Source organism: Paracoccus pacificus (assembly GCF_042680785.1).
GTDB lineage: Bacteria > Pseudomonadota > Alphaproteobacteria > Rhodobacterales > Rhodobacteraceae > Paracoccus > Paracoccus pacificus.
The window spans coordinates 100,228-125,910 of the sequence record NZ_JBHUEN010000016.1; the positions used below are offsets into that span (position 1 = coordinate 100,228).

General features: G+C 66.0%; 25 protein-coding genes. 13 read left to right on the forward strand and 12 right to left on the reverse strand.

The features are described 5' to 3' along the window. Positions 1-3: 3 nt before the first annotated feature. Positions 4-699, reverse strand: coding sequence for a GntR family transcriptional regulator (locus ACFSCT_RS05995; protein ID WP_379140972.1), 696 nt, complete (start codon positions 697-699; stop codon positions 4-6). Continuing rightward, positions 699-3,596 carry an FAD-binding and (Fe-S)-binding domain-containing protein gene (locus ACFSCT_RS06000; RefSeq protein ID WP_379140975.1) on the reverse strand — a complete coding sequence of 966 codons (2,898 nt, stop codon included), beginning with the start codon at positions 3,594-3,596 and terminating at the stop codon, positions 699-701. The genes ACFSCT_RS05995 and ACFSCT_RS06000 overlap by 1 nt, the downstream gene beginning before the upstream one ends. Positions 3,597-3,706: 110 nt before the next feature. Here ACFSCT_RS06000 and ACFSCT_RS06005 point away from each other — a divergent pair, with 110 nt between their 5' ends. Then, positions 3,707-4,897: a pyridoxal-phosphate-dependent aminotransferase family protein gene (locus ACFSCT_RS06005; protein ID WP_379140978.1), complete on the forward strand. Its 1,191-nt coding sequence runs from the start codon at positions 3,707-3,709 to the stop codon at positions 4,895-4,897. A 103-nt stretch (positions 4,898-5,000) separates the two neighbouring features. Here the strand turns inward: ACFSCT_RS06005 and ACFSCT_RS06010 are convergent, their stop codons facing one another. Next, a complete protein-coding gene (locus ACFSCT_RS06010; protein ID WP_379140980.1) occupies positions 5,001-5,426 on the reverse strand; it encodes a GlcG/HbpS family heme-binding protein in 426 nt (141 codons plus the stop codon). Between the two features lie 501 nt (positions 5,427-5,927). Between ACFSCT_RS06010 and ACFSCT_RS06015 the strand changes: the two genes are divergently transcribed. From ACFSCT_RS06015 to ACFSCT_RS06025, 3 genes are read left to right on the forward strand one after another with little or no spacing between them, the layout of a single operon-like run. Next, positions 5,928-6,431, forward strand: a complete 504-nt coding sequence (locus tag ACFSCT_RS06015; protein ID WP_379140982.1) for a TRAP transporter small permease — start codon at positions 5,928-5,930, stop codon at positions 6,429-6,431. After that, positions 6,428-7,708, forward strand: a complete 1,281-nt coding sequence (locus tag ACFSCT_RS06020) for a TRAP transporter large permease (RefSeq protein WP_379140984.1) — start codon at positions 6,428-6,430, stop codon at positions 7,706-7,708. The genes ACFSCT_RS06015 and ACFSCT_RS06020 overlap by 4 nt, the downstream gene beginning before the upstream one ends. 36 nt (positions 7,709-7,744) lie before the next feature. After that, a complete protein-coding gene (locus ACFSCT_RS06025; RefSeq protein ID WP_379140985.1) occupies positions 7,745-8,722 on the forward strand; it encodes a TRAP transporter substrate-binding protein in 978 nt (325 codons plus the stop codon). Positions 8,723-8,725: 3 nt separating this feature from the next. Here the strand turns inward: ACFSCT_RS06025 and ACFSCT_RS06030 are convergent, their stop codons facing one another. The 4 genes from ACFSCT_RS06030 to ACFSCT_RS06045 are packed head-to-tail and all read right to left on the reverse strand — an operon-like array spanning position 8,726 to position 11,751. Beyond that, positions 8,726-9,745 carry a LacI family DNA-binding transcriptional regulator gene (locus ACFSCT_RS06030; RefSeq protein ID WP_379140987.1) on the reverse strand — a complete coding sequence of 340 codons (1,020 nt, stop codon included), beginning with the start codon at positions 9,743-9,745 and terminating at the stop codon, positions 8,726-8,728. A gap of 31 nt (positions 9,746-9,776) precedes the next feature. Continuing rightward, positions 9,777-10,109 (reverse strand): hypothetical protein, encoded by a 333-nt coding sequence (locus tag ACFSCT_RS06035; RefSeq protein WP_379140989.1) that lies wholly within the window; start codon positions 10,107-10,109, stop codon positions 9,777-9,779. After that, the gene (locus tag ACFSCT_RS06040) at positions 10,109-10,999 is read right to left on the reverse strand and encodes an NAD(P)-dependent oxidoreductase (protein WP_379140991.1); all 891 of its coding nucleotides are present in this window, start codon (positions 10,997-10,999) and stop codon (positions 10,109-10,111) included. Before ACFSCT_RS06040 ends, ACFSCT_RS06035 begins: the two co-directional genes overlap by 1 nt. Further along, positions 10,996-11,751, reverse strand: coding sequence for an SDR family oxidoreductase (locus ACFSCT_RS06045; protein ID WP_379140994.1), 756 nt, complete (start codon positions 11,749-11,751; stop codon positions 10,996-10,998). The genes ACFSCT_RS06040 and ACFSCT_RS06045 overlap by 4 nt, the downstream gene beginning before the upstream one ends. A 276-nt stretch (positions 11,752-12,027) precedes the next feature. Between ACFSCT_RS06045 and ACFSCT_RS06050 the strand changes: the two genes are divergently transcribed. Then, positions 12,028-13,062 (forward strand): NAD(P)-dependent oxidoreductase, encoded by a 1,035-nt coding sequence (locus ACFSCT_RS06050; RefSeq protein WP_379140997.1) that lies wholly within the window; start codon positions 12,028-12,030, stop codon positions 13,060-13,062. A 63-nt stretch (positions 13,063-13,125) separates the two neighbouring features. Here ACFSCT_RS06050 and ACFSCT_RS06055 read toward each other — a convergent pair whose 3' ends face one another. Continuing rightward, on the reverse strand, positions 13,126-14,022 hold the full coding sequence (locus ACFSCT_RS06055; protein WP_379140998.1) for a LysR family transcriptional regulator: 897 nt from the start codon (positions 14,020-14,022) through the stop codon (positions 13,126-13,128). A 148-nt stretch (positions 14,023-14,170) separates the two neighbouring features. Here ACFSCT_RS06055 and ACFSCT_RS06060 point away from each other — a divergent pair, with 148 nt between their 5' ends. The 3 genes from ACFSCT_RS06060 (at position 14,171) to ACFSCT_RS06070 (ending at position 17,943) form a co-directional block, all read left to right on the forward strand. Next, on the forward strand, positions 14,171-15,103 hold the full coding sequence (locus ACFSCT_RS06060) for a VOC family protein (protein WP_379141000.1): 933 nt from the start codon (positions 14,171-14,173) through the stop codon (positions 15,101-15,103). A gap of 55 nt (positions 15,104-15,158) precedes the next feature. After that, positions 15,159-15,788: an alpha/beta hydrolase gene (locus tag ACFSCT_RS06065; RefSeq protein ID WP_379141002.1), complete on the forward strand. Its 630-nt coding sequence runs from the start codon at positions 15,159-15,161 to the stop codon at positions 15,786-15,788. Positions 15,789-16,362: 574 nt separating this feature from the next. Further along, the gene (locus tag ACFSCT_RS06070; protein ID WP_379141004.1) at positions 16,363-17,943 is read left to right on the forward strand and encodes an MFS transporter; all 1,581 of its coding nucleotides are present in this window, start codon (positions 16,363-16,365) and stop codon (positions 17,941-17,943) included. 167 nt (positions 17,944-18,110) lie between these two features. Here ACFSCT_RS06070 and ACFSCT_RS06075 read toward each other — a convergent pair whose 3' ends face one another. After that, positions 18,111-20,519, reverse strand: coding sequence for a heavy metal translocating P-type ATPase (locus ACFSCT_RS06075; protein ID WP_379141006.1), 2,409 nt, complete (start codon positions 20,517-20,519; stop codon positions 18,111-18,113). 102 nt (positions 20,520-20,621) lie between these two features. On the opposite strand from ACFSCT_RS06075, the gene ACFSCT_RS06080 reads away from it, so the two are divergent. The 5 genes from ACFSCT_RS06080 to ACFSCT_RS06100 all read left to right on the forward strand — a co-directional run bounded on the left by ACFSCT_RS06080 (position 20,622) and on the right by ACFSCT_RS06100 (position 22,575). Further along, positions 20,622-20,903 carry a metal-sensitive transcriptional regulator gene (locus tag ACFSCT_RS06080; RefSeq protein ID WP_379141008.1) on the forward strand — a complete coding sequence of 94 codons (282 nt, stop codon included), beginning with the start codon at positions 20,622-20,624 and terminating at the stop codon, positions 20,901-20,903. Beyond that, the gene (locus ACFSCT_RS06085) at positions 20,903-21,241 is read left to right on the forward strand and encodes a hypothetical protein (protein ID WP_379141009.1); all 339 of its coding nucleotides are present in this window, start codon (positions 20,903-20,905) and stop codon (positions 21,239-21,241) included. The genes ACFSCT_RS06080 and ACFSCT_RS06085 overlap by 1 nt, the downstream gene beginning before the upstream one ends. Before the next feature lie 101 nt (positions 21,242-21,342). Next, complete coding sequence (locus ACFSCT_RS06090) at positions 21,343-21,822, forward strand: DUF411 domain-containing protein (protein WP_379141011.1); 480 nt, start codon at positions 21,343-21,345, stop codon at positions 21,820-21,822. 3 nt (positions 21,823-21,825) lie between these two features. After that, positions 21,826-22,257, forward strand: a complete 432-nt coding sequence (locus tag ACFSCT_RS06095) for a hypothetical protein (protein ID WP_379141013.1) — start codon at positions 21,826-21,828, stop codon at positions 22,255-22,257. 48 nt (positions 22,258-22,305) lie between these two features. Then, positions 22,306-22,575 (forward strand): hypothetical protein, encoded by a 270-nt coding sequence (locus ACFSCT_RS06100; protein ID WP_379141015.1) that lies wholly within the window; start codon positions 22,306-22,308, stop codon positions 22,573-22,575. 41 nt (positions 22,576-22,616) lie between these two features. Here the strand turns inward: ACFSCT_RS06100 and ACFSCT_RS06105 are convergent, their stop codons facing one another. The 3 genes from ACFSCT_RS06105 to ACFSCT_RS06115 form a co-directional block, all read right to left on the reverse strand. After that, positions 22,617-23,267 (reverse strand): L,D-transpeptidase, encoded by a 651-nt coding sequence (locus tag ACFSCT_RS06105; protein WP_379141017.1) that lies wholly within the window; start codon positions 23,265-23,267, stop codon positions 22,617-22,619. 350 nt (positions 23,268-23,617) lie between these two features. Next, positions 23,618-25,126: a multicopper oxidase family protein gene (locus tag ACFSCT_RS06110; protein ID WP_379141019.1), complete on the reverse strand. Its 1,509-nt coding sequence runs from the start codon at positions 25,124-25,126 to the stop codon at positions 23,618-23,620. 81 nt (positions 25,127-25,207) lie between these two features. Next, the gene (locus ACFSCT_RS06115) at positions 25,208-25,534 is read right to left on the reverse strand and encodes a hypothetical protein (RefSeq protein WP_379141021.1); all 327 of its coding nucleotides are present in this window, start codon (positions 25,532-25,534) and stop codon (positions 25,208-25,210) included. Positions 25,535-25,683 lie beyond the last annotated feature (149 nt).

Consider the following 25,683-nt stretch of genomic DNA (forward strand, 5'->3'; position numbering starts at 1 on the left):
CGGCTATTCCGGCACCGCGCCCGCTTCCTGCGATTTCAGCCAGTCGCGCACGGTTTCCCGCTTGTTTTCAAGATGCCGCTTGAGGATGACCGAAAGCGCCTGCCCATCGCGCGCCTCAAGGCATTCCATGATGGCGATATGTTCCTCGGTCGCGCGCCGCCAGCGTTCGGGCGTCATGTTCGCGACATAGCGCGCGCGCCGTACCCGCGTCGCAAGCGAGCGGTACTGCGTCGCCAGCGTGTCATTCCGCGCGGCGGCAAGGATCGCCTCATGTATGCGCTGGTTCAGGGCGAAATAGGCGTCAAGCTCGCGCGCCTCGTAATGGCCGACCATGCGGTCATGCAGGCTGCGGATCGCCTTGATTTCCTTGTCGGTGATGTTCTGGCAGGCGAGTTCGCCGGCCAGCGCCTCAAGCGCGCCCATGACCGGGAAAACCTCGTCCAGATCCTGCACCGTGATCTGCGTGACCCAGGCGCCGCGATTGGGCTCCAGCGTGACCAGACCGTCCGTCGCCAGCACCTTCAGCGCCTCGCGCAGGGGCGTGCGGGACACGCCGTAAAGGTCGCACAGATCCTTTTCCGGCACCTTTCGCCCGGGCGGCAGCTCGCCCGATACGATCAGTTCGCGCAAAGCCTCGATCAGTTCCTCATGCAACGAGCGGCGGCGGAGCTGGGTGCCAGAGATTGCGGTCAGGTTCATCAGGCGGGTTTCTCCGTAAGGGCCAGTTCAAAAAGACGGGCGACATGGATCGCCTGACGGCCGGTTCCATCTGCGATCTGGTGGCGGCAAGAGGTGCCGTCGGCCAGAATGATCGTATCCGCATCAGCGGCCCGGACGGCGGGGAACAGGCTCAGCTCTCCCATACGCCGGGAAATTTCCTCGGTCTCGACGCCATAGCCGAAAGCACCGGCCATGCCGCAGCAGCTTGTCTCAATTACCTCAATATCCGTTTCCGGAACCATCGCCAATGCCTTCTGGATGGCGGGCATCACATCCATGGCCTTTTGATGACAATGGCCGTGCAGCAGAATCCGGCGGGAGGGGGCACGCAGGGCAAGGTTCAGCCGCCCGGCATCATGTTCGCGTGCCAGATATTCCTCGAACATCAGCGCCGCATCGGCGATCAGCGCGGTATCTTCGCCCGGCAGCAGGGCCGGGATCTCGTCCCGCAGGGTCAGCAGGCTGGAGGGTTCCAGCCCGACGATCACGCGCCCGGCCTTTACATGCGGCAACAGCGCCGCGACCAGACGCAGGGCTGAGGCGCGGGCCTGATCGACGAGCCCGACCGACAGGAAGGTGCGCCCGCAATCAAGCACCCTGCCCCCGTCCAGCGGCCGCGCGACGGTGACCCGGCGTCCGGCGGCGGTCAGCACGCGGGCGGCGGCGCGCAGGTTCCCGGGCTCGAACCAGCGATTGAAGGGATCGGCGAACAGCACCACATCGGCGCCTTCCGGCCCCGGCAGTTCATCGTCGCGGAACGGCCGCGCCGACCATTCCGGCAGCGGCCGGTTCGCCGCGAAACCCGTCATCCCCTGGGTCATCCGGGCCAAAAGCGGCACCCGATTGCGCAGGTTCATCAGCCAATGCAGCCGCGCCGCATAGGGCGCATAGGCCGGCAAATAGCCCACCAGCCGCTCATGCAGGGTCAACCCGCGGGTCTTGGCCCGCGCCGCCAGAACCTCGATCTTCATCTTGGCCATATCGACGCCGGTCGGGCATTCGCGCTTGCAGCCCTTGCAGGACACGCACAGCTTCAGCGTCTCGGCCATCGCGTCCGAGCGCAGCGCGTCCGGCCCAAGCTGGCCCGAGATCGCCAGCCGCAGCGTATTGGCCCGGCCGCGGGTGACGTGCTGTTCCTCGCGCGTGACGCGGTAGGACGGGCACATCGTGCCGCCGGCCAGCTTGCGGCAGGCGCCGTTGTTGTTGCACATCTCGACCGCGCCCTGAAACCCGCCGCCGGCGCCCGGCCACGCCGACCAGTCGAACGCCGTGGTCAGCGGCGCGACCGCGTAATCGGGGGCAAAGCGGAACAGGCTGCGGTCGTCCATCTTCGGCGCATCGACGATCTTGCCGGGGTTGAAGCGGCGGTCGGGGTCGAAGCGGTCCTTGACCTCGCGGAACAGGGTGGTGATTTCCGGGCCGAACATGCGTTCGTGAAATTCGGACCGCACGATGCCGTCGCCATGTTCGCCGGAATGCGACCCCTTGTATTTGGCGACCAGCGCAAAGGCCTGTTCGGCGATGGCGCGCATCCGTTTCACGTCCGCATCCAGTTTCAGGTTCAGAACCGGACGCACATGCAGGCATCCCACCGACGCATGGGCGTACCACGTGCCCTTGGTGCCGTGGCGTTCAAAAACCTCGGACAGTTCGCGCGTGTATTCGGCCAGATCGCGCAGCTCGACGGCGCAATCCTCGACGAATGACACCGGCTTACCTTCGGCCTTCATCGACATCATGATGTTCAGGCCGGATTTGCGCACCTCGGCGATCTGGGTTTGCAGGCGCTGGTCGGTGATCGCGACCACGCCGCCCCAGTTTCTGCCCTGCCCGCGCCAGTCAAAGCCCAGATCGCCCATGCGCTGTTCCAGAAGGCGCAGCTTTTCGGCGTTGGCGGTCTCGGACCCCTCATCGAATTCGACCAGCAGCAGGGCTTCGGGCGCGCCCCGGACGAATTGCTCGATGGTCGGACGGAACAGCGGTATCTGCCGCGACAGCCCGATCATCGTGGCATCGACCAGTTCGACCGACAGCGGCGCCAGCGCGACCAGATGCTGGGTCGCCTCCATCGCCTGATAGAAGCTGGGGAAATGGCAGACGCCCAGCACGCGCTTGCCGACCAAGGGCCACAGCTTCAGCTCGATCCTGGTGAAATAGGCCAGCGTGCCTTCGCTGCCGACCAGAAGATGCGACAGGTTGACCGGGTGGTTCGAGGGCACCAGCGCGTCGATGTTATAGCCGCCCACGCGCCGGGTCAGCTTCGGGATCCGGGCGTCGATCAGCGCCGCATTGTCGCGCCCCATCGCCAGCAACGGGTCGACCAGTGCCGGGCCGGGGCCGCCGGGCATGTCCGTCGGGCCGAAATGGGCGACCGTGCCGTCGGCCATGATCGCCTCGATCGACAGAACATTGTCGCGCATCGTGCCGTAACGCAGCGACCGGCCGCCGCAGGAATTGTTTGCCGCCATCCCCCCGATTGTCGCGCGCGAGGCGGTCGAGACATCGACCGGAAACCACAGCCCATGCGGCTTCAGCGCCCGGTTCAGTTCATCCAGCACGATGCCGGGTTCGACCACCACCCGCCGGTTTGCGACATCCAGTTCCAGAATGCGGTTGAAATGCACCGAATTGTCCAAAATCAGCCCGGCGTTCACCGTCTGCCCGCATTGCGAGGTGCCGCCGCCGCGCCCCGTCACTGGCACCCCCGCCGCCCGCGCGGTGGCAAGCGCCAGTTCCACATCCTCGCGGCCCTTCGGTATCGCCACACCCTGCGGGACGATCTGATAGAATGACGCGTCGGTCGAATATCGTCCGCGTGAAAAGGCGTCGAGCAGGACCTCGCCCTGAAACCCCTTCCACGATGCCTGATCCAGCATACCGGCCCCTTGTGTCACAACGTTGTTGACTCAGGGCTATCTGAAATGGATACATAATGCAAAATTAAAAACGCAAACCGGATCCACTCTCACCGCATCGGAGACCAAGGATGACACATCGCGCCGGCCGCCATTTCCTGCAAATCCCGGGCCCCAGCCCGGTCCCGGATCGCGTGCTGCGCGCCATGTCGGCGCAGGTGATCGACCACCGCGGACCCGGGTTCGCCGATGTCGGCAAGCGCGCGCTTGACGGCATGAAGACGATCTTCAAGACCGATCAGGACGTCATCATCTACCCCGCCTCGGGCACCGGCGCATGGGAGGCTGCGCTGGTCAACGCCCTGTCCGAGGGCGACCGGGTGCTGATGTATGAAACCGGCCATTTTGCCGCGATGTGGAAGAAGATGGCCGAAAAGCTGGGTCTGCGCCCGGAATTCATCGCCGGTGACTGGCGCGGGGGTGCCGACCCCGACGCGATCGAGACCCGGCTGCGCGAGGATCGCGGGCATGAGATCAAGGCGGTCTGCGTGGTCCATAACGAGACCTCGACCGGCTCGGTCACGCCCATCGCGCAGGTGCGCGCTGCGATCGACGCGGCCGGCCATCCCGCGCTTTTGATGGTCGACACGATTTCGGGTCTGGCCTCGATCGACTTCCGGTTCGACGAATGGGGGGTGGATGTCGCGGTTTCGGGCTCGCAGAAAGGGCTGATGTTGCCGCCGGGGATTTCCTTCAACGCGGTCGGGGCCAAGGCGATGGAGGCGGCAAAGAACGGCGGCATGCGCCGGTCCTACTGGGATTGGCTTGACATGAAAGCGATCAACCAGACCGGTTATTTCCCCTATACGCCGGCGACGAACATGCTGTTCGGTCTGAACGAGGCCATTGCGATGCTGCATGACGAAGGGCTGGAGAACGTCTTTGCCCGGCATCAGCGCCATGGCGCCGCCACCCGCGCCGCCGTCCGCCACTGGGGGCTGGAGGTGCTGTGCCGCCAGCAGGGTCAGGAAAGCGGCGTGCTGACGGCGGTCGTCATGCCCGAGGGCCACAGCGCCGACGCCTTCCGCGCCACGGCGTTGAAGCATTACGATATTTCACTGGGCAACGGTCTGTCGAAAGTGGCCGACAAGGTGTTCCGCATCGGCCATCTGGGCGACATCAATGACCTGACGCTTGCCGGTACGCTGACCGGGGTCGAGATGGGGCTGCGCAAGGCGGGCGTGCCGCATCAGTCGGGCGGCGTCGACGCGGCGATGAAAGTGCTGGACGATACGCCGGCGCCGGGGATCGCGGCCGAGTAAGCCCGGCATCCGATGGCGGCGGCACGCGCCGTCACCCACAACCGCGACAGCATCCCGCTTTGGCCGGCCGTCCGATACCGGCCAAAGCATTGTTCCGAAAGTCTTATCCGGCGTCGGCGGTCAGCCCAGCGGCCTCGATCGCGCGCTTGGCACAGGCCTCGTCATTATCCGAAGTATCGCCGGTAATTCCGACCGCGCCGATGATCTGGCCGTCCTGACGGATCAGAACCCCGCCCGGCACCGGCACCAACGCGCCGCCGGCCAGCGCGTTCATCGACTGGATGAAATAGGGTTGCTCCTTGGCCCGCTCGAATATCGCGCGGGACCCGAGCCCCAGCGCGACCGCCCCCTTGGCCTTGCCCTGTGCGATGTCGGGACGCAGCGTGCTGGTGCCGTCCTGCCGCAACAGAACCTTAAGCTGGCCGGCCGCGTCGATGACCGCGACGGTGATCGGCTTCAATCCCATTTCCGCAGCGATATCAAGGCAGTCGCCGGCGATCTTATGCGCAAGGTTCAGGTTCAGGTCCATGGTATTCTCCTCCGGTTCATTCGTGGCCGGGCGTCGCCGACCGGGCACCATGAACCTTCTGGGCGATAACGCCCGCGCTGACCAGTGCCTTTCGTCATCGTTACGCGGCCCCGCGCCAAACCGCTGACCCAAACGGTGAGAACACCAGTTCACGCAGCAATGGACGGACCAGATCGTCGACCCGCGCCGGTCGTGATATGCTGCCGGGTGGCAAACAGGTTCGCGGGCGATGGCGTCGATATCGCTCACATGCTCCCGAACCGGGAATGTTTCTGCCGCGCCATCCCGCGACCTCTCGCCCGCAAACTCGACCCGCGCCGAACCGCCGCAAACCGGTTCCCGCGCCTGACAGCGGCACCGGACCGGCCGGCGCGCTTCCCGGCGCGATCATGCAGGTTGACGTGGCAAAATGTTAACGTTACCATCGGCGCGGGTTAAGGATTCGGCCGCTCTGCCAAGCTGGCCCGGATTCGGCAACGCGGAGGGGGGAGGAACCATCCGATGATCGCACGCGGCACCGCAGTGATCTGGGTCCTGATCGAGGCGCTTCTGGCGCTTTTTCTGGCGGCCATGATCATCATGGTCTTTACCAACGTCGTCATGCGCTATGGTTTCAACTCGGGCCTCAGATGGGGGATCGAGGTGTCGCGGCTGGCCTTCGTCTGGATCGCCATGCTCGGCTCGGCGCTGGCGCTGCGCAGCAATGAACATCTGGCCGTCACCGAAGTGGTCGAGACCTTCATGCCCCGCTTTCGGCGGCCCATGTGGGTGCTGACCCGGGCGATCATCATCGGGTTGCTGGTGATGTTCGTGATCGGCTGCTGGCGTCAGATGATGCTGAACTGGGTCAATATCAGTCAGGTGACCGGCCTGCCGACGGCGCTTCTGTATCTGGCCGGGGTGGTCGGAGGCGGTTTGATGATCGTCATCGCGATCGGGCAGATCATGGGGCCAGTGCCTTACGCGGTAAGCGACGGCACGAGTGTGGAAAGGCCGATCGAATGACACTCGCGCTGTTTCTCGGGGTCCTGATCGGGGCCATTCTGCTGGGCCTGCCCGTGGCCTTCGCGCTGCTTCTGTCCTCGCTGGCGCTGATGCTGCAACTGGACACGTTCAGCGTCGACATCATGGCGCAGTCGCTGATCAACGGCATCGACAGCTTCCCGCTGCTGGCCATCCCCTTCTTCCTTGTCGCGGGCGAGGTGATGGCGGTCGGCGGCCTGTCGAAACGCATCGTCCGGCTGGCGACAAGCCTGCTGGGCCACCGCAAGGGCGGGCTTGGCTATGTCGCGATCTTCACCTCGGTCCTGCTGGCCGGGCTGTCGGGCTCGGCGGTGGCGGATGCGGCGGCGCTGGTGTCGATCCTTTATCCGATGATGAAGCAATCGGGCTATCCCGAGGGGCGCTCGCTTGGCCTTCTGGCCGCGGGCGGGATCATCGCGCCGGTCATTCCGCCCTCGCTGCCGCTGATCGTGCTGGGCGTGGCGGGCAATATCTCGATCGCCAAACTGTTCATCGGCGGGATCATCCCGGGTCTGATGATGGGCGGGGCGCTAATGATCACCTGGTCCATCGTTACCCGGAAAGAGGAACTGGCCGTCGCGCCCCGGGCGAGCGCGGCCGAACGCTGGGCGGCGCTGCGTGACGGGGTCTGGGCGCTGATCATGCCGATCCTGATCATCGGCGGGATCCGTTCGGGCATCGTCACCCCGACCGAGGCCGCCGTGGTCGCCGCTGTCTATGCGATCATCGTCTCGATGCTGATCTACCGCGAAATGACGTGGAAAATGCTGTTCCACACGCTGATTTCGGCCGGACGGTCGACGGCGATGGTCATGTTCCTTGTCGGCTCGGCCATGGTCGCGGCATGGCTGATCACCATCGCCCAGCTTCCCCAGCAACTCGCGGTAGCGCTTGGCGGTCTGGTCGAAAGCCCGCGCCTGCTGATGCTGGTCATCATGATCATCGTCTTTCTGGTCGGCATGGTCATGGACCTTGTGCCCTCGGTCCTGATCCTGGTGCCGCTGATGCTGCCGGTGGTGAAGCTGGCGGGGATTGATCCGGTCTATTTCGGGCTGATGTTCATCATCAACTCGTGCATCGGGCTGATCACGCCGCCGGTCGGCTCGGTCCTCAACGTCGTCTGCGGCGTCGGCAAGGCGCCGGTGTCCAAGGTGGTGCGGGGCACCCTGCCCTTCGTGACGGCCTATCTGATCCTGCTGGGCCTGTTCGTCATCTTCCCCGAACTGATCACCGTGCCGCTGCGCGTGCTTGGCGGCTAGGTCCCACGACAATTGCATAACAGAGAGGAGATCCACATGAATACGTTCTTCCGGGCGACCGGGCTGGCTGCGGTGCTGGCGCTGTCCGCCTTGGCCGCACAGGCCCAGACCACGCTGAAATTCGCCCATCCGGTTCCCGAAACCGATCTGCAGCAGAAGCTCGCGCTGGAATTCAAGCGCGTGCTGGAGGAAAAGACCGGCGGCGAAGTCACCGTCCAGATTTTCCCGAACGGCCAGTTGGGCAATGATCAGCAGATGATCGACGGCACCCGGTCGGGCATCATCGACGTGACTCTGGTCGGGCTGAACAACTATACCGGCCTCGTGCCGCAGGCCGGCGCGTTCGAGCTGCCCTTCATCTTCCCGACCCGTGAGGTCGCTTATAAGGTGCTGGACGGCGCCCCGGGGCAAGAGGTCGCCAAGCAGATGGAGACCCATGGCCTGAAACTGTTGGGTTACGGCGAAAACGGCTATCGCAACATGACCAACAACCGCGGTCCGATCCGCGTGCCCGCCGATCTGAAGGGTCTGCGGATGCGGGTCAACAACTCCAAGGCGCTGAACGACATGTTCGAGCTTCTGGGCGCCAACCCGCAGCAACTGCCGGTGGCCGAGCTTTACACCGCGCTGGAAACCGGCGTCGTCGACGCACAGGACCACCCGATCGGCGTGGTCGTGTCCTTCAAGTTCAACGAGGTGCAGAAATACCTCAGCCTGACCCAGCACGCCTATTCGGCGCTGGGGCTGACCATGAACAAGGCCAAGTTCGACGCCCTGACCCCCGAACAGCAGACCGCCGTGACCGAGGCCGCGAAAGCCGCCATCGACCTTCAGCGCGGGCTGGTGAAGGACAAGGAAGAAGAAATGATCGCGGGGCTGGAGGCCGAGGGCATGGAGGTCAACCGCGACGTCGATGCGGCCGCATTTCAGGCCGCGATCAAGCCGGTCTGGGACAATTTCGTGACCGAGAACGGCGACGAGATGCTGAAAATGATCGAGGCCAACGCCAAGTAAACCCTAACCCGCGCCGGTCGAGGCGCGGGCCACCAGTTGCGGCGCGACCTCGATCAGGGTCGCGCCGTTTTCCGTGGCGGTTCCCCGCAGAATATCGGCGATGAGCCCACCGGCCTGATCGCCGATCCGGGTCGGAAACGGGTCGATGGTGGTCAGCGCCGGCACCGACACGCCCGAGATCTCGAAATTGCCGAAACCGGCGATGGCCATGTCATCGGGAACCCCTACCCCCCGCCGCGCGCATTCGGTCAGGGCGCCGAAAGCGGCGGGATCGGCGACGGCGACCACCGCCTCGGTGTCGGGCAGCGTGTCCAGAAGCCGCGCCATGGCGGCCGCCCCCTCGCGCATCGACACCGGCGGCGGTCCGACCATGACCAGCCGCGACGGATCAAGCCCGGCTTCCTCCATCGCCGCGACAAAGCCGCGGCGGCGGTCCGCGCCACGGGTGTCATAGGCGGAATCGCCGCCGATGAAGGCGATCCGCCGATAGCCCCGCCGGGTCAGATGCGCCACCAGAAGCCGCATCGCCACCGCGTTCGAAAATCCGACCACGTGTCCCAGCGGCCGGCACGGCAGATCCCATGTCTCGACCACGGGAATGGCGGCGTTCTGCATCATCCGTCGTGCGCGATCGGTGTGATGGCCGCCGGTGACGACCAGCGCCTCGGGCTGGCGGCGCAGAAGCTGGCCGATCAGGCGCTCCTCCTCGGCCATGTCGTAATTCGTGCGACCCAGCAGCACCTGCAATCCGGCCGCGTCCAGCCGCCCGGTCAGCGCCGCCACGGTATCGGCGAAATTGGCGTTGTTGATCGAGGGGATCGTCACCGCGACAAAGCCGCTGCGTTGCGAGCGCAGGTTCGAGGCGACCGCGTCGAAGACATAGCCCAACTCGTCCGCGACCTTGCGGATATGGTCGCGCGTGGCATCGCTGATCGAGGCATCGCTGCGGAATGCGCGCGACACCGTCATGACCGACACCCCCGCCCGGCGGGCGACATCCTTCATGGTTGGTTTTGCATTCATCCCGGCACCTCTGCGGCGGGAATAGAGCGTCTCAGGCAGGGAAATCCAGCATCTCGGTGACGTGATGGTGAATTTTTCCCTCGAACCGGCCGGCGATGGCCGCCTGCGTGGCGGCTCGGCTGGACAGACGGATCGGGTGTTCCAGCGCCGCCTCCATCGTCGGGCGGTCGGGATAGGTGATGGCGAGAATCAGAGGATATTCGGGCGCGCCCTCGTCGCGTTCCAGTCCGAAGGTGATGCGCAGCCCGGTCTGACCGGGGAATTGCCGCCACATCGGCACCAGTTCGTTCACCACCGCCTGACGGAAGGCGTCTTCCTGTCCGGGCAGCAGATCGCCTTCGAAAATCGCGTAACGGGTCAGCATCAGGATACCTCCGGGCTGGGCAGGGTTGCGGTGAAATATTCCATGAGCGCGGCCTGATCCTCGGCCCCCAACCCGGCGCGGGTCAGCATCCGGTGCACCTCGGCGCAGGCCGAGGTCAGCGGCATCGGCGTGGCGGTGGCGCGGGCCATTGCCAGCGCACCGTCCAGATCCTTGACCATGTTATCGATCCGCCCGGTGCGGCGGTAGTCGCGCGCGGCATAGCGCGGCATGTATTCCTGCAGGATGGCGCTGTCGGCGCGGCCGCCGCGCAGGGCCTGCGGGATGCGGTCGGCGGCGATGCCTGCGGCTTCGGCCAGCGCGGTCGCCTCGGCCACCGCCAGAAAGTTCAGCCCGCACAGCACCTGATTGATCAGCTTGGTCGCCTGCCCGGCCCCGACCGGCCCCATATGGGTGATGTTGCTGGCGACATGGGTCAGCACCGCGCGGGCGCGGGCCACATCGGCATCACGCCCGCCCAGCATCAGCGTCAGCTCTCCGGTCGCGGCCTTCGGCGCGCCGCCCGACAGCGGGCTGTCGACCCAAGCCAGCCCCGCCGCCTCGGCCCGCGCCGCCAGATCGCGGGTGGCCGCCGGATCGATCGAGGACATGTCGATGATCAGCGTCCCCTGCGCCGCGCCCGTCGCCACGCCTTCGGGGCCAAAGACCGCGGCTTCGACGATACGCGGACTGTTCAGGCTTAGGATGACCGCATCCGCGCCCCGCGCCGCTTCGGCGGCCGAAGGTGCGGCCTCGGCCCCGGCCGACACCAGCGCCGCGACCTTTTCAGGGTCCAGATCAAAGACCCTCAGAGGCTGGCCCGTGGCGCAGAGGCGCGCGCCGATGGCCCCGCCCATCGCCCCCGCACCGATCAGCGCCAGTTGGCCGCTCATAGCGATACCGAGATGCCGCCATCGACGAACAGCGTATGCCCGTTGACAAAGCTGGACGCATCCGAGGCCAGAAAGATGCAGGCGCCGACCAGTTCCTCGACCTGCCCCCAGCGACCGGCGGGGGTGCGGCCTTCCAGCCAGGTGCTGAACTCGGGGTTGGCGACAAGGGCCGCGTTCAGCGGCGTGTCGAAATAGCCCGGCGCGATGGCGTTGCAGTTCAGCCCCAACCGCGCCCAGTCGGTGGCCATGCCCTTGGTCAGGTTGCCCACCGCGCCCTTGGTCGCGGTATAAGGCGCGATGCCGGGCCGCGCCAAGGCCGTCTGCACGCTGGCGATATTGATGATCTTGCCACGCCCGCGCCCGATCATGTGGCGCGCGACCGCCTGCCCGACATGAAAGACGCTGGCGATATTGGTTTGCAGCAGACGCTCGAACGCATCCGCCGGAAAATCCTGCAAGGGCGTGCGGTGCTGCATTCCGGCATTGTTCACAAGAATGTCGATCGGCCCCGTCCCGGCCTCGAAGGCGTCGACAGCGGCGCGCACGGCCTCGTGGTCAGTGGCGTCGAACCCAAGCGTCTCGACGTTGAACCCATCCGCCCGCAGGGTCTTTGCCGCATCGGCCAGCCGGCCTTCGTCGCGCCCGTTCAGCACCACGGTGGCCCCCGCTTCGGCCAGCCCACGGGCAAGAGCCAGCCCTATGCCCTGCGTCGATCCGGTCACCAGCGCACGCCGCCCGGTCAGATCAAACATCTTCACGCCCTTGGCCTCAGACTGCATCGCCCGTCACTCCCCACTTTTCAAACCGTGCTTCCCTTTGTATGTTATCGTTAACAAACCTTGTCAAGCGAATCGTCCATGCCGGTTCGGGTCAAAGCGGGGGTTGCCCGCGTGGTCGTTCGGCTGCGGAAACCGTGTCCCGTGCGCCCGCCGGCGCCGTTCGCAAGCGGGCCTGAAGCGAAGGCAAACCGCGAAGGCAAACCGCCCTGGCAAGGCGCAGATCGGTTTCGAGGAAAAGGAACGGCCCGAATGACCCAGACCATCGCAATCGGCGCCTATGACGCCACCGACGCCAAAGCCCTTGCGACCGATCTTGACGCGCTGATCCTGCCCGATCTGGCCGCCCTCGGCCGTCTGCCCGAGGCGACACGGCAAGGCGTTCGCGCGCTTGCCTATAAGGGCCACGATCCGCTTGGCGGGGCGCAGATGGATCTGTTGGCGGGCCTGAAGGTGATTGCGAATTACGGCGTCGGCTATGATGCGATCGACGTCTCCGCCGCGAATGCCCGCCGCGTGCTGGTCACCAACACACCCGATGTCCTGACCGATGATGTCGCCGATCTGGCGGTCGCCCTGATCCTTGCCCATGCCCGCGGCGTCGTCGAGGCGGCGCAATATCTGGGCCGTGGCGATTGGGGGCGCGGTGTGCCGCTGCCGCTGGGGCGCAAGGTCTCGGGCGCCCCCGTGGGGGTGCTGGGGCTGGGCCGTATCGGCGCGCAGATCGCCCAACGCATGGCGGGCTTTGGCTGCCCCGTCCATTACTGGTCGCGCAACCACAAGGACACGCCCGGCTGGACCTATCACGACAGCCCCGCATCGCTTGCCGCAAGCAGTGATTTCATGGTGGTCGCTTTGGTCGGGGGCGCGGATACGGCGGGTCTCGTCTCGGCCGAGGTGATCGCGGCGCTGCCGCCGCAAGCCGTGGTCGTCAACATCTCGCGCGGCTCAACGGTCGATGAAGAGGCGCTGATCGCCGCGCTGGAGCAGGGCCGCATCCGCGGCGCGTCGCTTGACGTGATGGCACCCGGATCCGCGTCTTCTGGCCCATCCCAATGTGCTGCTGCTGCCGCATATCGGATCGGCGACGGTCGAGACGCGGGCGGAAATGGGTGCCCTTCAGCGCCGGAATATCGCGGCGGTTCTGGCGGGAAAGCCCGCCGAAACCCCGGTGAACACGGGGTTTGGCACCCGCTGACACCTCTCGGACCGGGGCGTCCGTGGCTTCGGGGCCGGCGGCTTGATGAAATGAAGGCGGGGGAAGCGGCCCCGGCGATTTCGCGATGATCGCGTTCAGATCGCAGGCCGATTTTCATGGTCCGATGCGCCGCGCCTGTCCCCGCCCCAATCCTACAACGCGGTCATCATCGGGCGAATCCGGCCCTCGAAGAAATCCGAGAACGCCGCGATCCTTGGCGGAAGCTGTTGATAGGGCGGATAATACAGCGTCAGCCAAAGCTGCGGCGGGGCCCAGTCGGGCAGCACCTGAACCAAACGCCCGCTGTGCAGGTATTCCGCCAGAATAAAGGCCGGCAGCAGCGTTACCCCGGCGCCACTAGCCGCCATTCGGGCCAGCAACTCGCCATTGTTCGCGCTGATCGAACGCCCGGCCGAGATGGTGACGCTGGCGTTCCCGTCCGAGAGTTGCCAGCTTTCCCGGCGGCTGTCCGCGCTATAGGCCAGACAGGCGTCGGGCGGCAGATCGCTGGGATGCTCGACCCGGGCATGGGACGTGCCCGGCGCGGCCACCAGCAGCCGCTCGACCGGGCAGATCTTGCGCCAGATGGTGAACTTGTCCGAGGGCGCCTCGGAAATGCGGATCGCCAGATCGAAATCTTCCTCGACCATGTCGAGCAGACGGTCGGTCTGACGTATCTCGAAGGTGATCCGGGGATGAAGGTCGCGGAAATCACACAGGATCTGTGGCAGCACGCGCCGACCCAGCGACATCGGCGCGTTGATGCGCAGGCGCCCCTCATCGGCCTTGTTGGCATCCGTCATCTCGGTGCGCGCGGCGTCAAGCGCCCGGACGGCAGGCGCGACGCGCGATGCGAAAAGCGCCCCGTCGCCGGTCAGCGAAACCTGCCGCGTCGTGCGAACGAACAACTGGACGCCAAGCGTTTCCTCCAGCGCCGCGATGGTCCGGGTCACCGAAGCCGGGGTCATGTCCATCTCTCGCGCGGCCTGCGCAAAACTGCGCTTTTCGGCGACGAGGAGGAAGGTTTTCAGCGCCTTCAGCTCATTCATGCTATCCTCGCGGCACATCCGCACATCGCATTATTACGCCTGATGCAATTCATTCACAATGAATGTTGCAATTATCGACAAGTATCGGCGGCGCTATCTTTATCGGGACAGTAATCATCAGCGGCAAGCCCGCAGAAAGGCAGAGATCATGCTTAATCAGATCAACGGCCTGCACCACGTCACGTCGATGGCCGCCGATGCCCGCCAGAACAACGCCTTTTTCACCGATACGCTGGGATTGCGACGGGTGAAGAAGACGGTGAATTTCGATGAGCCGAGCGTCTATCACCTGTATTACGGCGATGAGATCGGCACGCCCGGTTCGGTGATGACCTATTTTCCCTTTCCGCATCTGGTGCGCGGACGCCGGGGCGTGGGCGAGGTCGGCGAGACCCAGTTCGCGGTGCCCAAGGGCGCGTTGAGCTTCTGGCGGGATCGGCTGGCGGCGCAGGGCGCCCAGGGTCTGGAACTGGGCCAGACCTTCGGCGCCGACCGCCTGCGCTTTCTTGGCCCGGACGGCGATGGTTTTTCGCTGATCGAGTCGGCGGACGATCCGCGCACGCCCTGGACCGAAGGCGGGATCAGCGAAGACGCCGCCATCCGGGGCTTCAGCGGCGCCCGGCTACGGTTGCAGGATACCGCGGCGACGGCTGAACTTCTGGGGTTCATGGGCTATCAGCGCGCCGAAACCGAAGGCGACGTCACCCGCTTCGTCATCCCGGGCGGCAACGGCGCCGACAGGATCGACCTTGAGGCGCTGCCGCAATCGCAATTCGCCCGCCAAGGCGCGGGTTCGGTTCATCACATCGCCTTTGCCGTCCCCGACCGGGCCGCGCAACTCGAGGTGCGCAAGGCGTTGATGGATACCGGTTATCAGGTCACCCCGGTCATCGACCGCGATTATTTCTGGGCGATCTATTTCCGCACGCCGGGAGGTGTGCTGTTCGAGGTCGCGACGAATGAGCCGGGTTTCGACCGCGACGAGGATACCGCCCATCTGGGCGAGGCGCTGAAATTGCCGGCGCGTTATGAGCCCGCCCGCGACCGGATCGAGGCGCATCTTGTCCCGCTGGGCGCCTGATACACCCTTCTCTCCGACGCGAAAGGCTTCGGGGACCGCATCAAGGAAACGCTGCATGTCGGAAAATATCTATCACAGCTATCAGGAGGCGGGTCTGCCGGGCAGCCCGCTGATTCTGGCCCTTCACGGCACCGGGGGCGACGAACACCAGTTCACCGGTCTGGTGCGGAACATCCTGCCCGATGCCGGGCTGGTCGCGCCGCGCGGGGATGTTCTGGAAAACGGGGCGAACCGCTTTTTCCGCCGCACCGGCGAAGGCGTCTATGACATGAAGGATCTTGCCTATCGCACCGACAGGATGCTGAGCTTTGTCGAGGGCGTGCGGGCCGATCATCCCGGCCGCCCGCTGTATGCCTTCGGCTATTCCAACGGCGCCAACATCCTTGCGGCGATGCTGTTCAAGCGGCCAAAGCTGTTCGACCGTGCGGCACTTCTGCACCCGCTGATCCCCTGGGTCCCCGATCCGCAGCCGGGGCTGGCCGGCATGCCGGTGCTGATCGGTATCGGCCTGAACGATCCGATCAGCCCGTTGCCGCTGTCACGCCGGCTGATCGACTGGTTCATCGCGCAAGGGGCCAAGGTCGAGGTCGAAACAGCCTCCCAGGGCCATCAGCTTCATCAGGCCGAAATCAACGGGCTTGCAAGGCTTTTGCGCGCGGACACGGCGGCAGAGACACGGACATGAGCAACCTTCAGCTCTAGCTTGCCTTGCCTGTCGCGGGTCGCGCGATCGGGGCAATCTGCGGGTTGCTTTCGGTGCGATCGCCGGCACCGCGGCGATCGGCCTGCCGGGGTAGCTGGCATATAGGCCGGAGAGGCCGCCGTCCAATGGTGGAAAGGCTATAGGGGCTTTGCGCTTCGTGCCGGTGACGAAGCGGCGAAGGCGTCATCCCGGTGACGTGGTTGCAGGCGTTGCTGGCATGGCAGCGCGGCTGAGTAGGCAGGGGAACGCCATGAGGCCGCGCTTGCCGTCGTAAGGCAATATGTCGGCGCCGATTCCGCCTCTCACAAGGCACCATCGCGGCAGCGGCCACCGCGGCCCCCGTCTTGACGCCAACCCCGCACGAACCCCGACCGCGCCGCGCCACGGCGGTTCGTGTCGCCCTGCCCCTTTCGTGCGCGGGAGGGATCTAAGGCCCTTCGGGCCTGATCCCGCCAATCCCGCCCTGCGCATCGCCCGGGGCTTGGGTTGTGGACATCCCGGCGCGCGCGCAGGCATCATCGCAGGATGCCCGTTTTTCCCGGTAAGAGGTGATGTGATGGCCGAATCGAAAGCCGGAGCTTCCGGCCCGCTGAGTTTTCCCGTCTTTCGGGCGCTGTGGATCGCGACGATCATCTCGAACATTGGCACATGGATGAACGATGTCGGCTCGGCGTGGCTGATGACCTCGCTGTCGCCCAGCCCGCTTCTGGTCGCGCTGGTGCAATCGGCGACGACGCTGCCGATGTTCCTGTTGGCGCTGCCGGCGGGGGCGATGGCCGATATCGTCGACCGGCGAAAACTGCTGATGGCGGCGCAGATGCTTGGCCTTGTCGCGGCGGCGGCGCTGTCGCTGCTGACCCTCGCGGGGCTGACCTCACCCTGGGTCCTGCTGGCGGCGACCTTCATGCTGGGGGTTTCGGCGGCGGTCAGCGCGCCGGTGTTTCAGGCCATCGTCCCGGAACTGGTCGACAAGAAAACCCTGCCCGACGCCGTCGCCCTGAACAGCCTTGGCGTGAACATCTCGCGCGCTATCGGGCCGGCGCTTGGCGGGATGATCGTCGCGATGGCCGGGCCGCCGGCGGTGTTCGCGCTGAATGCGCTGTCGGTGCTTGCGGTGCTGGGGGTGCTGTTCTTCTGGAAACGCGAGAAAACCGTCCACGGCCTGCCGCCCGAGCATTTCTTCGGCGCGCTGAAGGCCGGCTATCGCTATGCGCGCCATTCGCCGGCCATGCGGCTGGTTCTGGTCCGGGCGGCCGGGTTCTTTCTGTTCGCCAGCGCGCTTTGGGCGATGCTGCCGCTGGTCGGGCGTCAGATCCTTGGCCTGACCGCCTCGGGCTATGGCATGCTTCTGGCCTGCATGGGCGCGGGCGCGGTGCTGGGCGCGCTGATGCTGAAGCGGCTGCGCAAGACCATCCCCGCCAACACCATCTCGATCTGGGCGACGCTGCTTTTCGCATTGGCGACCCTGCTGCTGGGCCTTGTCCCCAACGGCTGGATCGCGGGGGTGGTCATGTTCGTGGCCGGCATCGCCTGGATAGGGATGCTGACCTCGCTGAACGTGGCGGCGCAAATGGCGTCCCCCGGTTGGGTCAAGGCCCGGGCTCTGGCGGTTTATCTGCTGGTCTTTCAGGGCGCGATGGCCGCCGGAAGCGTTTTCTGGGGCACTGTCGCCTCTTGGGCGAATGTGCCAACGGCGCTTGTGGTCGCGGCGGCCGGACTGACGGCATCGGTGCTGCTGGCGCGCGTCTGGCGGCTGCCGAAGGACGCGACGACCGACCTTGCGCCGTCGAACCATTGGGCGGAGCCGGTCGTCGCGGTCACGCCCGATGACGATCGCGGCCCGGTGCTGATCGAAATCGAGTATCGCATCGCGCCGGCCAAGGTCGCCGAATTCATCGCCGCGCTGCGCAAGTTCAGCACCACGCGTCAGCGCGACGGCGCGATCCGCTGGGATGTCTGGGAGGATGTCGCCGACCCCGGGCGCATCGTCGAGGCCTTCGTCGTGGAAAGCTGGGTCGAACATCAGCGCCAGCACGCCCGCGTCACCCATTCGGACCAGTTGGATCAGCAAACGCTGAACGCCTTTCACATCGGCAAGGGGGCGCCCGTGGTTCGGCATTTTCTGCGCCCGCTTTAGGTTCAGCGGCGGAACAGCGGCGGGCGCGGCCCGGCTGGCGCGGTCCTCACGGCTTACCGATGCGCGATGCGGCGATCGCCGGTCCCGCCTGTCGTCCGCAAACCCGCGCGAAGCTGCGGCTGCCGTAGCGGCATGCAAAACCGGAAATACGCCATGTCGCGCGGCGCCTAAAGATCTACCCGCTTCAGCCGCAGCGCATTGGCGATGACCGAGACCGAGGACAGCGACATCGCCGCCGCCGCGATCATCGGGGACAGCAGCAATCCGAAGACCGGATATAGCAGCCCCGCCGCGACCGGAATCCCCGCCGCATTGTAGATGAAGGCGAAGAACAGGTTCTGACGGATGTTGCGCATCGTCGCCACCGCCAGCTTGCGGGCGCGGATGATCCCGGTCAGATCGCCGCCGAGCAGCGTCAGCCCGGCGCTTTCGACCGCCACATCGGCGCCGGTGCCCATGGCGATGCCGACATCGGCGGCGGCCAGCGCCGGCGCGTCATTCACCCCGTCGCCCGCCATGGCGACCTTGTGGCCCTTGGCGCGCAGCCCGTCGATCAGATCTTTCTTGCCCTCGGGCAGCATGCCCGCGCGCACCTCGTCAATGCCAAGGGATGAGGCGACCGCCTGCGCGGTGCGTTCGTTGTCGCCGGTCGCCATGATCACCTTCAGCCCAAGCGCGTGCAATTCGCGGATCGCCGCCGCCGCTGTCGGCTTGATCGGGTCGGCCACCGCGACCAGCCCGGCCAGCTTGCCGTCAAGGGCGACGAACATCGCCGTCTTGCCCTCACCGCGCAACCGGTCGGCTGTCTCCTCGCCGGTGTCGCAGTCGATGCCCAGGGATTTCATCAGCGCGTTGTTGCCAAGCGCCACGTCGCGGCCATCGACCTTGCCGATAACGCCCTTGCCGGTCACCGCCTCGAATTCCGTGCCATCACCCAGACGCAGCCCGCGCGCCTTGGCGCCCTCGACAATTGCCTCGGCCAGCGGATGTTCCGAGGCGCGTTCCAGCGCCGCGGCAGCGGCCAGCAATTCATCTTCGGGGGTCGCGCCGAAGCTGGTCACATCGGTCAGCGCCGGCTTGCCTTCGGTCAGGGTGCCGGTCTTGTCGACGATCAGCGTATCGACATCGGCCATCAGTTCCAGCGCCTCGGCGTTCTTGACCAGAACCCCCGCCTGCGCCCCCCGCCCCGCCGCCGTGGTGATCGAGATCGGCGTCGCCAGCCCAAGCGCACAGGGGCAGGCGATGATCAGCACCGACACCGCCGAGGCGATGGCAAAGACAAAGGCAGGCTGCGGCCCGAAGATCAGCCAGACGACGAAGGCGAGAATGGCGATCGCCACCACCGTCGGCACGAAGATCGCCGAGACGCGATCGGCCAGCCCCTGAATCGGCGCCTTGGAGCGTCGCGCCCCCGCCACCATCTGCACGATCTGCGCCAGCACCGTATCGGCGCCCACATCGGTCGCGCGGATGGTCAGCGACCCGTTCTTGTTGATCGTGCCGCCGGTCACCCGGTCGCCCTCGACCTTCTCGACCGGCACGGGTTCCCCGGTGATCATGCTTTCATCGACGGAGGAACGGCCCTGAACCACCTCGCCATCGACGGGCACGCTGTCGCCCGGCCGCACCCGCAAGAGATCGCCCGCGTGGACGTTTTCCAGCGGCGCGTCATATTCGCTGCCATCCGGCAGGATGCGGCGCGCGGTCTTGGGCGTCAGGTCCATCAGCGCCCTGATCGCGTCGCCGGTACGCTCTCGCGCCCGCAGTTCCAGCACCTGACCCACGAAGACCAGCGCGACGATGACCACGGCGGCCTCGTAATAGGTGCCAACGCTTTCGCCCATGCGGTATTCCGCAGGGAATATCCCCGGCAGGAAGGTCGCGAACAGGGAATAGACATAGGCCGCGCCCACCCCAAGCGAGATCAGCGTCCACATGTTGGGCGAGCGATTGCGGAAGGAATCCAACCCCCGCTGAAAGAACGGCCGCGCGGCCCAAAGCACGATGGGCGTCGCCAGCAGGAACTCCAGCCAGATCGCCGCCCGATGGCCGATCCATTGGCGGACCGGGATCCCCACCATCTCGCCCATGGTCAGGATGACCAAAGGCACCGCCGCCGCGACGCTGATCCACAGCCTGCGGGTGAAATCGGTCAGCTCGGCGCTGGGTTCGTTCGAGGGGATCATCGGCTCCAGCGCCATGCCGCAGATCGGACAGGCGCCGGGTTCGTCGCGGATGATTTCGGGATGCATCGGGCAGGTCCATTGCGTGCCCGCCGGAGCCTGCTTTTCCACCTTGGCGGCGGCACCCGAGGCATAGAACCACGGGTCGCCGTCGAATTTCGTCCGGCAACCGTCCGAGCAGAAATAGAAGGTCTTGCCGTCATAGTCGCGCTGGCGCGCCTCGGGTTTGATCGTCACCTGCATGCCGCAGACCGGATCACGGGCTTTGCCCGGATCGGCAGCCGCCTGCCCATGGTCATGAGCCCCGTGACCGTGGGTTCCGTGATCGGGGGTTCCGTGATCGTGGGCCCCGTGGTCCTGTTGTCCGTGCGGATGGTTGTGCTGACGATCCATGATTCTCTCCCGGCGCGATACCTATAGGGGGTATATTGGACTTGCTGTATACCCCTTGCGGGTATAATACAAGCGCCGGATGTGAAGGATCGGAGCCCGCCTTTGGCGCATGACAAGCAGAACCGGGAAGCGATCCAAAAGCGCCTTTCGCGGCTGAACGGTCAGGTGCAGGGCGTTTCGCGCATGGTCGAGGACGGGCGCTATTGCGTCGATATCCTGAACCAGACCGCCGCCATCCGCTCGGCCCTGCGCGCGGTCGAACGCATGCTGATCGAGGATCACGCCCGAAGCTGCATGGAGGATGCGATCGAGTCCGGCGATCAGGACCGCCAAAGGGTGATGTTCCGCGAAGTCGTCGAGCTTCTGGAAAAGGTGCGCGACTGATGCGCGGCCTGCTGGCGGGTCTTCTGGCCATTCTTCTGGCGGTCACGACGCCCCTGGCATTGCAGGCCGCGACCTCGGGGGCGGCGTCGCCCGGAACCTCGGTCGCGGAATCGCATGTTGCGCCACTGGTCGGCGAATGCTGCACCGCGTCGGACAAGACTGCGTCGGACAAGACCGCGCACGGCCATTGCGCGGCCTGCGTCGCGGCCATCCAGCCCGCGCCTGATCCGACCGGACCCGGGTCGCCCCGCGCCGTTCGGCTTCGCCCGCTGTCGCTGGCGGCGAAATCGGCGGCGCCGCGCCTGCCGATCCCCCCTCCGCGATACAGCATCGCCTGACCTCGCCTGGTCCCCGACGGGCCAGACCATGTTCGGTCGCGCCACGCCTCGGGCAGATGACCCGAATGACGGGGCGCATAATTCGCAGAAGGAAATCAGCCATGAGCATCCATTCGTTCTCGCGCCGCGGGGTGATCCTTGCCGCCGCGGCGGTCCTGTCGACGCCCGCAAGCCGCGGATTTGCGGCCGCCGGCGCGGAAGAAAGGCAAAGCCTGCTCCGCATCGCCAAAGACCCCGGCTGCGGCTGCTGCAGCGCGTGGGCGGATCTGGCGATCGCAGCGGGTTTCAGGGTCCAGATCACCGACACCGGTGATTATGCCGGCATGAAACGCGCGGCCGAGGTGCCGGAAAAGCTCTGGTCCTGCCACACCGCCCGGGTCGGCGGCTATATCGTCGAGGGGCATGTGCCCTTTGCCGCCATCCGGCAGGTTCTGGAACAACGCCCCGACATCCGGGGAATCGCCGTTCCGGGCATGCCCGCCGGCTCTCCGGGCATGGGGGGCGGGGTCGACGCCACCGCCGATGTCATCGCCTGGGGCGGCGTGGCCGGGGACGGGCGCGCATTTCCGTTGGACGGGTGATTCATGGCGCGTCCGTCATTCATCCTGTTCACCGCCGCCGTTCCGTCAGCCGAGGCGTTGATCATGTGGCGCTGCAAGGCGGCCCCGACAGCGTCAAGGCCGAAGGATACGGCAATCGCCAGCGGCCGGAACACCCGCCCCAGAACCGCCACCCGAACCGCACCCGAGCGTCACGGCGCGGATCCGCTGCGCGGCAAGGATAGCCTGACGGCTGCGCCCTCGCCGGGCGGCACCGGCGACAGGTGGCATCAGGCCGATGCATTGCTTGACCAGATCGTCGGCCACGGCGCGGCGCCCGTGGCCGGCATCGCCCATGAAAACAGCGGGGGTATGAGCCGCCGCGGGGCCACCACGCCGCCGGCAACCATGAATTCCACGAAGCCCGGGCGCAACGGCGCAACAAAAAGCCGTTTCCCTCAAGACGACGGGTCGTGACAACCGGCGCGGACCGCAATACCAACCAACCAATTCAAGGAGAAACCCATGCAGAAAAGAACCGTCGCAATCGCAATGTCACTTCTGGCCGCAGCCGGCTGTACCACTGCGGGCAATACCGCCGCCGAAAAGGCCTCGCCCTACCCGATCCCCGAGCAGGTGGTCGCCATCGCCGGCCCCAATCAGGACCTGACGACGGCAAGGCTCGACCCGGCGGACAATTGCTATTGGTATTATTACGCCGGCCCGGTCGAGACGACGCTGGTGCCGCTGCGCGCCGCGAACGGCAACCAGATCTGCAAGGTGTCCCCGACCTGATGCGGTGACCGCACCGGTCGGGTGGCACCCGGCAAAGGCGCTCAGCTCATCGCCGACACGCCGGGTTCCGCGGGATAAAGATGCGCGGTCGCGCCGATCTTGACCAGCGGATACAGCTGATTGATATGCGCCATGACCATACGGACGCAGCCGGAGCTGGCCCGGCTGCCGATCGAGGTCGGGAATGGCGTGCCGTGGATCCGCAGATAGGTGTCGCGGTCGCCCAGATAAAGATACAGCGCCCGGGATCCCAGCGCGTTCTGGGGGCCCGGCTCCATCCCATTGGCGAATTTCCCGTAAATCTCGGGTTCGCGGTTGATCATGTTCTGGGTCGGGGTCCAATGCGGCCATTCGACCTTGCGCTTGATCGTGAAGGTGCCCGGCTCGTAAAGATCACCCTGACCGATGGCGACGCCGTAACGCATCGCGGTGCCGCCCTGTTCGATGTGATAAAGATAGCGCGCCACCGCATCGACATGGATGTCACCGGGGACAAGGCCGGGGTTCGCGACGACCCGCTGCGGCATGAAACGCGGGTGAAGCCCCCAAGGGTTCGGCACCGAGGGCGTCACCTCGGCGTCCCATGCCGCCTTTTGCGCCGCATCGGGATATGTCGAAGCCATCAGCGGCGTGGCGACAGCGGCCGAGAACAGCGCGGTCGTCGTCTGGATGAAATGTCTGCGTGTCAGCATATGTATACTCCTGTGTAAATCCTGCTTCGGGTGTTTGGCGCGGTGAGGTTCGACACACCGTCACCACATTGAAAATTCCACCGGCCATCGACTTCGGGCGCCGTGGCGCGACCATCGGCCGGTCTGCGGACCCCCGATAGCGGCGAATGGCAGGCGATTGCAAGATCGCCCGGAAAGACCCGCGCGGGTATCGGCGGTGCGGCCCCCCGAAACCCTGCGGCGCCCGGCCGTGGCGATCTTCCGGTGACGCGGTGCTGCCGGGGCGCCGTTGGCGCAGCCCGCATGCCCGCCGCGGGCGGATAAGCCAAACCTGCGGCTGTGGGATGATCGGTATGCGCCACGGCCCCGCCTCAACCCGACACGGCGAAGGTGGTCATCATGCCGCTGGCCATATGCGGCATGTGATGGCAATGCAGCATCCATTCGGCCGGCTCGCCCGCGTCAAGCGCCACCGTGACCATCGCCATCGGCGGCACATAGACCGTGTCGCGCATCGCCCCCGGGAACCGCTTTCCGTTGATCGCGACGACCTGAAAATGATGGCCGTGCAGATGCATCGGATGCCCCATCATCGTCATGTTGTGAAATGTCATCTCGACCCGCTGCCCCGTCGCCGCCGTGACCGGAACCCGATCCTCGAACACGCGATCGTTGATGGTCCAGCGATAGGGCTGCATCTGCCCGCCCAGCATCACCATGGGCGCCACATCGGCCGCGCGTTCCGGCAAGGGCGCGACCGCCCGGAGCGCGGCCTCTTGCGCAAGATCGGTATCGAATGCCGGCGCGGGTTCATCCGCCATGCCGGAAAGAACCTTCACCTGCGCCCCCGCCGAGGCGAGGATCAGGCCGCTGCGCTCTGCCGCGCCTTCACGCAGCGCAAGGATCGGCCATGCCCCGCCGCCAGCGGGCAGATCAAGCTCGATATCCAGACGCTGGCCCATCGCCACGCCAAAGCGCGGGCCGGGCAAGGGCTCAACCGGCTGACCATCCACCGCGACGAGCCGCGCCGAAACCGCGCCGCTGTCGAGCCAGAACACCGTGGCGGCGGCGGCGTTTATGACGCGCAGCAGGACCCGGCCCCCCTTCTCGACCGCCACGATCTCGGGGTCGCCCAGCGTGCGGTCATTGACCAGATAGGCGTCGAAATCGAAATCGTTGAGGTCCATCTGCATCCCGGCCGTCCCGGCCATGGACATGCCTTCCATCCCCTGCATTCCGGTCGCCGCCATGTCGCCGCCCGTGTTGCCGCCCATGTCGCCGCCCATGTCATGGCCCGCTGCCGCCCCCCCGGTCTGCATCGCATCGGCTTTGGCCGCATCGGCATGTTCGCCGCCCGACCTGATTTCATCCAGCACATCCTCGGGCGCGCGGAACGAGAAATCATGCAGGAACATGGTGACCTCTTGCCGGTCGGCGCTCAGATCCTCGGGGCGGCGCACGATCAGCGGCGCGGCAAGCAGTTGCATTTCCTGAATGGGCACGTGGCTGTGCATCCAGTGCGTGCCGGGTGCCGTCGCAAAGTCGAAGCTGCGGCTCTCGCCCGGCTGCAACAGCGGCATTGGCAGATCGGGCGCCCCGTCCTGCGCGTTCGGCGGGATCTGCCCATGCCAGTGGATGATCGTCGGCTCCGCCAGATCGTTGATCAGATCAAGCCGAAAGCGCTGCCCCGGGTCCAGCGTCAGCCCGGGCGTTCCGTTTCCGTTGATCAGACCGAAAACACGCCCGGCGCGGCCGTCGATGTCAAGCGTGCGGGTTGCCGCCCGAAGTGTCGGCGCGGCGGCTTGGGCGATACTTGCGCGCGGCGCGGCAAATGCCGCCGCCATGGCGCCGGATGCGGCCAGAAAGCCGCGGCGGTTCATTATGTATGTCATCTAAGCAATCCATCATTTCCCTTGGGATGAACATATTCGGCATCTTGGAAAGATGCGGCGAAGCAATGTTCAGACGGATTTCGGAGGCCGGTATCCGGGGCCGACGAAACGCCCCTCAAGCGTCACGGCGGTGAAACGCCACCGAAGCGAGCGTTCCGTTTCGACCGGCGCAAGCTGCGCGGCGGCGGCCCAGGGCGTTGGCGTGCCCAGACAGATGATCACGCAGGCATCGGGCATCACGGCGCGCCGTTTCTGCTGCGGGTTGTGGTGATCGGCCGGGGCCAGCATGCCGGGATCGGTCATCGCGGCCATGACGTGATTGCCCGGAATATCAGCCGCCTGCGCCTTGCGTCCATGCTGCATCATCCCGCCCGAAGCGATCAGAAGAATGAGCAATGAACATATCCAGCGACGCATCATTGGGTCTGTGGTCCGAACCTGTCACGACAAGCGGACAGTAAGCAGCCCGCCCCCCGGTTGCAATTCACGGATTGCTCAACAAGCGCTTGGGTTTCGGATGTGTTGCGGGCGCAACGGTTGTTTGG